Raw genomic sequence first — 7,799 nt, 5'->3', positions numbered from 1 at the left:
CACAATACGACGCAGCTTCGACGGATCGGTCACTCTGCCGCTTTCGATATCCTCAATCTCGTCCACCGCCAGGCCGCATGTCAGGGAAAGCTCTTCCACGCTGTAACCGCGGGTCTCCCGCATCGCTCTGAGGGTGTTGTAATCTGGCCCGCTCCCGTTGGTTGCCGGTTCGGAGTGGGGTTCGCTTTTCGCATTATGGGGCATTGGCAACTCCATGACTGAAAGAGTTTGATCAAATGAGGAGTGTTGCCTGAGACGGTCGGGAAGATGCCCTCTCACTGGTGATTTGCCAAGGGCCAAAATGGCCGTCACGGGATCGTGAACCGGGTGCCTGGCGCGGCCTCTGGCGCACACGTCGCGATCAAGTTGTTTTGAAGGCCTGATTGGCCTTTTGCCGGCAGTTTCGCCGCGCCCATTCGTTATCTCCGGGTCGCTGGCGCGAAACCATCCGGTTCCAGCCAGTTCTTTCCCGGAAGGATTTTTTGCAATGAACTTGAAGACAGTCATGGTCGTGCTCGGCACGATTTCCAGCCTTTCCGTCGCCGGCGCGGGCGCCGCCCAAGCCGCAGGCGCGCTTCGTGTGCGCGGCACGGTGGTCAGTTTTAAGCCCACGCTGCTCACCGTGAAAACCCGCCAGGGCGATACCGACGCGATCAAGCTCAAGGCCGGCTGGAAGATCTCGGGCGTCGCCAACGCCTCGGCAACGGACATCAAGCAGGGCGATTTCCTCGGCATTGCCTCCGTATCGAAAGCGGATGGCGGCAGCGGCGCCCTGGAGGTGGTGGTCTTCCCGGCCGCGCTGAAAGGCACCGGCGAGGGTGACCGCCCCTGGGACCTGCAGCCAAACAGCCGGATGACCAACGGCACCGTCGCCGACGTTACCGATATAAGCGGGCGATCCGTCACGCTGACCTATGACAATGGCCAGACCAAGAAGATTTCGATTCCCGACACCACCCCTGTCGTCACCTTCGCGCCGGCGACGCCGAGCGACCTCAAGCCGGGTGCGACGGTCTTTGTCACCGCAGAGCGGGGTAGTGACGGCGCGCTGAGCGCCAGCCGCGTCGTGGTCGGGACCAACGGCGTCGTGCCGCCGATGTAGTCGGACAGGCGGCCAATGGCCGCCTCTCGATCTTGCCGTGCATGGTGGCGGGAGGCTGGATTGGGCAGAAACAGTCCAGAAACAAAATTCTACAATCGGGAAATACTGACGAAAAAATTCAGGCGCGTAATTCCATTCGCGGCGGCCGGGCTATCGCCCCGATCCATATGCGCCCGCGAAACAAAAGGAAACGATCCATGAAGAAGTCCCTCCTCTCGGCCCTCGGGCTTGCAGTTGCATTGGCTTTCACGGTGCCCGTCATCGGTGCGACGAGTGCGGATGCGGCGCCGATGGCAAAGCACCATCGTCACCACCATCATCATCGCCACCATGTCCGCCATCACCATCATCACCGCCACCACCACCATGTGATCGGAAACAAGGCCTAAGCACCGCAAACTGCCACCGAGAAGACCGGCCTTGGCTTCCTGTCCAAGGCCGGTCTTCCCTTGGCATTGCGGCGCGTTAGCTCGACACGATTTGGGCGCACCAAGTTCGTCGAATGACGGCGCCAGCTACCTCAACCATCAGAAGCACCGCCTCAGCGCCGGCTGAACAGCAGACTGGCGACAAGACCGAGCACCACAAGGCCGACAGCAGCGGCAGCCGCCGGATGGTCGCGGGCCGACCTCTCGATCACCCTGCCCTGTTTACGCAGTGCCGGCATGGCGTCGCGCAGACGCCCCGCAAGATCGGAATAGGTGTCGAAGGCTGCATCGCGACCGTCCTCGTAGTAGGCGCCGCCTCGCCTTGCCACAGCCCTCTTCAAGCTGGCCAGTTCTTTGGTGAGAGCCGCGACCTGCCTGTCGAGATCGATGTCCGAGAGGGTCGAAAATGATGCCATGATGTGTTTCCTTCACTTGCAGAAGGAAACGTAACGCCTCACCGGAAGACGGGTTCCGGTTTCGAACTATCGCGTCGGGCTGCGGTCAGCGCACCTGATCAAGCAGGCGCTTGCATTCCAGGAGGTCGAACAACGCCTCCTGCAGCAAGGCCCTGTTGTCGCGCGAGAGTTTCGATGCATCCGGCTGCACCGGACCGTCCTCGTCGCTCTTGCCCAGGCCGAAAAAGCGACGGCTGGGTTTGACGCGCGGCTGGCCGACCAGTTCGTCGTCCATGCTGCGCGGCTGGGCCGCCGGCGTCAGCGGCACCTGGTCAGCCTGCCTTCGCTGCGAGATCGCCTCGACGGCGGCCATGTCGCCATTGCCGATGGCAACCAGGAAATGGTTGCCGTTCTCGCGCAACAGCTTCTGCACGCCCTTGATGGTGTAGCCCTGGTCGTAGAGCATGTGACGGATGCCCTTGATCAGCTCGACATCCTGCGGCCGGTAGTAACGACGGCCGCCGCCGCGCTTCATCGGCTTGATCTGGTTGAAACGCGTTTCCCAGAAGCGCAGCACATGCTGCGGCAAATCGAGATCTTCGGCGACCTCGCTGATGGTACGAAAGGCGTCGGGGCTCTTGTCCATGGGCGAATCCTCACGCTGGACGATGATCCGGCCTAGCTGCCGAATCGGGGCTTATTTCAGCGGTTTATGAAGCAATATTCAAGCCCGGCGTCATGGCGGTGGCGGTTTTCAACCGCGCTCTAGGATTACTTGCCGCTTTTGGCCTTGCCGCTCTGATGGGAGCGCAAGATACGGCTCTTCAGCACGTTGGACGACTTGAAGGTCATCACCCGACGCGGCAGGATCGGCACTTCCTCGCCAGTCTTGGGATTGCGGCCGATACGCTCGTTCTTGGAGCGGACGTGGAATGTCGCGAAGGACGACAGCTTCACCGTTTCGCCGCGCACGATGGCTTCGCAGATTTCATCCAGCACCGCTTCGACGAGTTCGGCCGATTCAGTGCGCGACAGGCCGACCTTCCGGTAAACTGCCTCGGCAAGGTCGGCGCGCGTAAGTGTCTTTCCCCCCATGCGACCGTCCCATCAGCTCAAAACATAAAATTCGGCACAACAACGGCAGAGCCTAAGTAATTGATCCGTCAAGGTCAAGGACCGAAACTGGACCGTTCGGCACTTACCAGCGAACCAGGACAGCGCCCCAGGTGAAGCCGCCACCCATCGCTTCCAGGAGGACGAGATCGCCCTTCTTGATGCGGCCGTCGGCAACGGCCACCGACAGCGCCAACGGCACGGAAGCAGCCGAGGTGTTACCGTGCAAATCGACCGTAACCACCACCTTTTGCTCAGCTATCCCGAGCTTCTTGGCGGAAGCGTCAATAATTCGTTTATTGGCCTGGTGCGGCACGAACCAGTCGAGATCCTCGGCTGAGATACCGGCTTGCGCGAACGTCGCCTCGATGACGTCGGTGATCATGCCGACCGCGTGCTTGAAGACTTCGCGGCCCTCCATCCGGAGATGGCCGACCGTACCCGTCGTCGACGGCCCGCCATCGACAAAAAGCTTGTCCTTGTGCGTGCCGTCGGAGCGCAGGCTGGCCGCCAGAACGCCATGGTCGGCGATCGTGCCCGCGCCCTCGCCCGCTTCCAGGATCATGGCACCGGCGCCGTCTCCGAACAGCACACAGGTCGACCGGTCGCTCCAGTCGAGAATGCGCGAGAATGTTTCGGACCCGATCACCAGGACACGCTTGGCCAGGCCGCCGCGGATGTAGAGATCGGCGGTGGTCACGGCATAGACGAAACCCGAACAGACCGCCTGCATGTCGAAGGCAAAGCCGTGATGCATACCGAGCCGGTTCTGGATCTCGACGGCGGTGGCCGGAAACGTGTTGTTGGGCGTCGAGGTCGCCAGCACGATCAGATCGATGTCGGCGGGCGTGAGGCCCGCATTGGCAAGTGCGGCACGTGCCGCCGCTTCCCCCAGCGAAGCGGTCGTCTCGTCATCGCCCGCGATGTGGCGCTGGCGAATGCCGGTGCGCTGGGCGATCCACTCGTCGGAGGTCTCGACCATGCCTTCGAAATCGGCATTCTTCATGATTCGGCGGGGCAGCGCGGCGCCCGTGCCGCGCACGACTGATCTGATCAAAGTTCTTTCCTATTCCTTTGCGTCGGTGACGACGTCGGATTTCCTAGATGACAGGGCGCGCGGGTTGCGCGCATGAAACAGGTCCAGATCGGCCTCGATACGGTCGAGGAGGTTGTTGCGGACCATGTCATAGCCGAGTTCGATCGCGGCGGCGAACCCGTCAGAATCAGCACCGCCATGGCTTTTGACGACGATCCCGCTCAGCCCCAGGAAAACGCCGCCATTGGAGCGGCCGACATCCATCTTTTCGCGCAAGCGGTTGAAGGCGCCCTTAGCGAAGACGTAGCCGATCCTGGCCATCAGGGTGCGGCTCATCGCGGCGCGCAGATAACCCGCTATCTGGCGCGCCGTGCCTTCCGCGGTCTTCAGAGCGATGTTGCCGGCGAAGCCCTCGGTCACCACAACGTCGACCGTGCCCTTGCCGATATCGTCGCCCTCGACGAAACCGTGATAGTTCATCGAGGCCATGTTGGCTTCGCGCAGCATGCGCCCCGCCTCCTTAACCTCTTCCTGGCCTTTGATCTCCTCGACGCCGACATTGAGCAGGCCGACGCTGGGCCGGGCTATGCCGAAGACCGAGCGCGCCATGCCGGTGCCGAGAATGGCAAAATCGATGAGCTGTTGCGCATCGGCCCCGATGGTCGCGCCGACATCCAGCACCACGCTTTCGCCGCGCAATGTCGGCCAAAGGGCTGCGATCGCCGGGCGATCGATGGTGGCCATGGTGCGCAGGCAGAATTTCGACATCGCCATCAGCGCACCGGTGTTGCCCGCGGAAATGCAGGCGTCGGCCGTGCCGGCCTTGACCGCTTCGACGGCCTTCCACATCGATGACTTCCAGCGGCCGTGGCGCAGCGCCTGGCTCGGCTTGTCGTCCATCCTGACCGCAATTTCGCAATGGAAGAATTCGCTGATCTCGGCAAGCTTGGGAAATTTGGCGAGCTCCGGGCGCACGACCTCCTCACGCCCGAAGATGACGAAGCGGATGTCGGGACGACGGGTCGCGACCGTCATGAGCGCTGGAATGACCACGGCTGGTCCGTGATCGCCGCCCATGGCATCGATGGAAATCCTGATCACGCGGTATTTGTCTCACGGTTAGGCGGCAGGTCGTTTAGCGACCGCGAAGGTTCGGCGAAAATAACGGTTTTGGGCTGCCACACAACCGACTTTTCCGTCGCGGGCGAGCTTTTCAGGATTTTCCCAGCAAGGATCGCAGTTTTTGCTGAAATTCATTCTCCGCCGGTTCGGTCTCGCTGCCGGCGTTGAGCGCTGCGCCCTGCTTACGCGGATAGGGGTCGATGGCGAGCCCGAAATACTGTTCGGCGAGTGCCCCGACATCGATCGTGTCACCGGAAAATGTCTCTGGACTGTCAGGGCCTTCCGCGTCGAGCAGGATCTCGCCGCCACCATCGAAACCCTGCCGTCCAAGCTTGGAATCCTCGGGCAGCAGCAGCGCTTCGACCGGTTCGTCGATATGCGCTTCGACAGGCTCGAGCGTGACGATGCAGGCCTGGGTGATGTCGGCTTCGACACGACCGCTTATCTTCACGCCATTGCGCTTCCACGACGCGACCAGAAGCTCGGCGCGATAGGATTCGACCGAAATCAACCCGTGCTCCTCGGCCAGTGCCGCACGCTGTGCGGCATCGGCTTCGACAACCAGCGGCAGGCCCTTTTGCGGCAGGCGCGTGATGTTTGCACGGAAGGAGACCGGGCTTTGCGGGTCCACATGCTTCATTGTTCAACCTCCTTGGCGGCGGGAAAGGTCAGCGTGCCGGAGACAATCGATTCGGATGTCTGCGCGGCCAGATGATTGCGCGCGTCGGTAACATAGTTGGCCAGCAGCGATGCTTCCAGCCAGGCGCCCGCGTCGGGCCGGACATTGCGGGCAAGAGCCGCGGTCAGCGCTTCATGGTCGTTTCTTTCCAGGGCATCGTCATAGGCAGCGGTTCGGCCATAAAACATCTTTGCCAGCTTTTTCATGCGTTTGGGCACGCCAACGTCGCCAATGCCCAATTCCCGCAACGAATGGTCGACGTCGAGGAAGAACTCGTCGATCAGCACCTGGGCGACCTCTTGCGCCGCACCGCTCTCACCGCGCAACCTGTGCTGGAACAGGAACATGTGCAGCGACAGCATCTCGAAACGGCCAAGCGGCGTGTCTGGCACATTCCAGTGGGAATAAAACACCGTCTGCCGCGCCGCCGCCACGATTTGTGCGTAAAGCGCCTCGGTGATAGCGCGGTTGGCGTAGCGTTCGCGGCCAAAAAAGCGCTGGAACATTGGGGATGGTCTCCTGGGGACCGTTTGTTGAAGTGGGCTTGTTGCATCGGCAAGCAAGCTGGTTTACCGGTTTCGCGGCCCAGCGCAAGTTGCGGCCAGCTAATGGAGTTGTTGTTGCGCGCGCTGAATTTCAAGTCGACCTTCTCGTCCAGGCCCGCCGGCGCGATCTCGCTGCTGATGATCGTTTCGGCACTATCGGCCTGCCACACCTCCAAGATGATCGGCGACCTCAGCCCGAGTGAGACGCTGACGCAAGGTTACGTCATAGACCAGCAGGCAATCGACCTGGTGCCGGTCGGTTCGAGCCGCGAGCAGGTGCTTCTGGCGCTCGGCACGCCGTCGACGACCGCGACCTTCGACAACGAGGCCTTCTATTACATTTCGCAGACGCGCAAGCGCTACGTCGCCTTCGACAAGCCACGGCTCATTGATCAGCATGTGCTGGCGGTCTATTTCGGCGCCGATGGCCGCGTCACCCAGATCGCCAATTACGGGATGAAGGACGGCAAGATGTTCGACTTCATCTCACGCACCACACCGACCGGCGGCAAGGACCAGAACTTCCTCAGCCAGATCATCAACGGTGCCAGCAAGCTGGCACCCAGCATTCCGGGCGGCGGCGCCTAATTCCTTTCGGCTTCCATTCCGGGAGCCTCATCATCTCAGACGACCAAAAACCCGCGGGAGCGATCCTGCGGGTTTTTGTTGTGGCCTCGATCAGGGCAAGATCCCCGTATGTTTGCCGGCGATGCTTAAGCCGTCGAAACCCAAGCCGGTAGATGAGATACCGGCGCATTTACCGCATGCAAGAGATCGGCTTGTTGACGCGTCGACATGGCATTGCTCAACAAAAAACCCGCGGGATCGCTCCCGCGGGTTGTTTCGGGCTGAAGCCTAGATCAGCCGTGCGCGAGCACGGCCAGCAGCAGGAGCGCGACGATGTTGGTGATCTTGATCGCCGGGTTGACGGCGGGGCCAGCGGTGTCCTTGTAGGGATCGCCGACCGTGTCACCGGTCACCGAAGCCTTATGCGCCTCGGAACCCTTGAGATGCTTGACGCCGTCCTTGTCGACAAAGCCGTCTTCGAAGGACTTCTTGGCGTTGTCCCAGGCGCCGCCGCCAGAGGTCATCGAGATAGCGACGAACAGGCCGTTGACGATGACGCCGAGCAGCGAGGCACCCAGCGCTGCAAAGGCAGACGCCTTCGAGCCCGAGATGAGCAGCACGCCGAAATAGACGACGAGCGGCGCCAGCACCGGCAGCAGCGACGGGATGATCATTTCCCTGATTGCCGCCTTGGTCAGAAGGTCGACCGCGCGGGCGTAGTTCGGCTTCGAGGTGCCGGCCATGATGCCCGGATCCTCGCGGAACTGCTTGCGCACCTCCTCGACGATGGCGCCCGCCGCACGGCCGACGGC

General features: G+C 61.8%; 11 protein-coding genes. 2 read left to right on the top strand and 9 right to left on the bottom strand.

Features of this window, described 5'->3' with window-relative positions; genetic code table 11:
- On the bottom strand, nt 1-204 hold a 204-nt coding region (locus EN969_RS08590; protein ID WP_164758184.1), incomplete at its 3' end, for a helix-turn-helix transcriptional regulator.
- Nucleotides 205-487: 283 nt separating this feature from the next.
- Between EN969_RS08590 and EN969_RS08585 the strand changes: the two genes are divergently transcribed.
- Nucleotides 488-1,102 carry a hypothetical protein gene (locus tag EN969_RS08585; protein ID WP_063167771.1) on the top strand — a complete coding sequence of 205 codons (615 nt, stop codon included), beginning with the start codon at nt 488-490 and terminating at the stop codon, nt 1,100-1,102.
- A 541-nt stretch (nt 1,103-1,643) separates the two neighbouring features.
- On the opposite strand, the gene EN969_RS08575 is transcribed toward EN969_RS08585, so the two are convergent.
- The 7 genes from EN969_RS08575 to EN969_RS08545 all read right to left on the bottom strand — a co-directional run bounded on the left by EN969_RS08575 (nt 1,644) and on the right by EN969_RS08545 (nt 6,381).
- Entirely contained in the window at nt 1,644-1,946 is a 303-nt protein-coding gene (locus EN969_RS08575; protein WP_013532229.1) for a hypothetical protein, read from the bottom strand.
- A gap of 85 nt (nt 1,947-2,031) precedes the next feature.
- Nucleotides 2,032-2,571: a MerR family transcriptional regulator gene (locus EN969_RS08570; protein WP_063167770.1), complete on the bottom strand. Its 540-nt coding sequence runs from the start codon at nt 2,569-2,571 to the stop codon at nt 2,032-2,034.
- Nucleotides 2,572-2,696: 125 nt separating this feature from the next.
- Nucleotides 2,697-3,020: an integration host factor subunit alpha gene (locus tag EN969_RS08565; protein ID WP_013532231.1), complete on the bottom strand. Its 324-nt coding sequence runs from the start codon at nt 3,018-3,020 to the stop codon at nt 2,697-2,699.
- Between the two features lie 103 nt (nt 3,021-3,123).
- A complete protein-coding gene (locus EN969_RS08560; RefSeq protein WP_024504674.1) occupies nt 3,124-4,095 on the bottom strand; it encodes a beta-ketoacyl-ACP synthase III in 972 nt (323 codons plus the stop codon).
- Nucleotides 4,096-4,104: 9 nt separating this feature from the next.
- Entirely contained in the window at nt 4,105-5,175 is a 1,071-nt protein-coding gene (gene plsX / locus EN969_RS08555; protein ID WP_024504675.1) for a phosphate acyltransferase PlsX, read from the bottom strand.
- A gap of 112 nt (nt 5,176-5,287) precedes the next feature.
- On the bottom strand, nt 5,288-5,836 hold the full coding sequence (locus EN969_RS08550) for a DUF177 domain-containing protein (RefSeq protein WP_013532234.1): 549 nt from the start codon (nt 5,834-5,836) through the stop codon (nt 5,288-5,290).
- Entirely contained in the window at nt 5,833-6,381 is a 549-nt protein-coding gene (locus tag EN969_RS08545) for a ubiquinol-cytochrome C chaperone family protein (RefSeq protein WP_063167769.1), read from the bottom strand. The genes EN969_RS08550 and EN969_RS08545 overlap by 4 nt, the downstream gene beginning before the upstream one ends.
- A gap of 114 nt (nt 6,382-6,495) precedes the next feature.
- Here EN969_RS08545 and EN969_RS08540 point away from each other — a divergent pair, with 114 nt between their 5' ends.
- Nucleotides 6,496-7,008, top strand: a complete 513-nt coding sequence (locus EN969_RS08540; RefSeq protein WP_013532236.1) for an outer membrane protein assembly factor BamE — start codon at nt 6,496-6,498, stop codon at nt 7,006-7,008.
- A 272-nt stretch (nt 7,009-7,280) separates the two neighbouring features.
- Here the strand turns inward: EN969_RS08540 and EN969_RS08535 are convergent.
- Nucleotides 7,281-7,799, bottom strand: a 519-nt coding sequence (locus EN969_RS08535) for a sodium/proton-translocating pyrophosphatase (RefSeq protein ID WP_206525137.1), incomplete at its 5' end; no start/stop codon positions are given.

This window comes from Mesorhizobium sp. M7A.F.Ca.CA.003.01.2.1, from assembly GCF_003998945.1.
Classification (GTDB): domain Bacteria; phylum Pseudomonadota; class Alphaproteobacteria; order Rhizobiales; family Rhizobiaceae; genus Mesorhizobium; species Mesorhizobium ciceri.
This window is presented reverse-complemented; position numbering and strand designations above follow the sequence as displayed.

What these genes read in the sequence shown, in the direction of transcription:
- EN969_RS08565 (WP_013532231.1), bottom strand. Translation starts at nt 3,020, where the DNA reads ATGGGGGGAAAGACACTTACGCGCGCCGACCTTGCCGAGGCAGTTTAC.
- EN969_RS08585 (WP_063167771.1), top strand. Translation starts at nt 488, where the DNA reads ATGAACTTGAAGACAGTCATGGTCGTGCTCGGCACGATTTCCAGCCTT.
- EN969_RS08545 (WP_063167769.1), bottom strand. Translation starts at nt 6,381, where the DNA reads ATGTTCCAGCGCTTTTTTGGCCGCGAACGCTACGCCAACCGCGCTATC.
- EN969_RS08575 (WP_013532229.1), bottom strand. Translation starts at nt 1,946, where the DNA reads ATGGCATCATTTTCGACCCTCTCGGACATCGATCTCGACAGGCAGGTC.
- EN969_RS08550 (WP_013532234.1), bottom strand. Translation starts at nt 5,836, where the DNA reads ATGAAGCATGTGGACCCGCAAAGCCCGGTCTCCTTCCGTGCAAACATC.
- EN969_RS08570 (WP_063167770.1), bottom strand. Translation starts at nt 2,571, where the DNA reads ATGGACAAGAGCCCCGACGCCTTTCGTACCATCAGCGAGGTCGCCGAA.